At 35.6% G+C, this 281-nt stretch carries 1 protein-coding gene; it reads left to right on the top strand.

The window, feature by feature from the left end; all coding sequences use genetic code 11:
• A partial coding sequence (locus AAEY79_RS14575; RefSeq protein WP_352289016.1) for a penicillin-binding protein activator occupies positions 1-281 on the top strand: 281 nt, incomplete at both ends.

Here is a 281-nt window from a genome sequence, read left to right as displayed (position 1 = left end):
ACGACACTATTTTTATTGATGAAAACCTAAGTACAGAAGAAATTGCAGCGCAACTTGAAGAAATAAAGCCTGACTTTGTAATTGGTCCTCTACTTAAAGCAAATATTGATAAACTTGCCAATGAACAAACTCTTATTGATACTCCGGTACTACATTTAAACACCTTTGATGGTGAGCGAATTTCGCTTCAGCATTATTACTTTGCACTAAACCCTGAGCACGAAGTACAACAAGCCTTAGAACACTTTTTAACTAAGGGCTATCAAAAACCTATGTTGCTT

Origin of the sequence: Psychrobacter sp. GW64-MNA-CIBAN-0177 (assembly GCF_040309585.1) — a bacterium.
GTDB lineage: Bacteria > Pseudomonadota > Gammaproteobacteria > Pseudomonadales > Moraxellaceae > Psychrobacter > Psychrobacter okhotskensis.
This window is presented reverse-complemented; position numbering and strand designations above follow the sequence as displayed.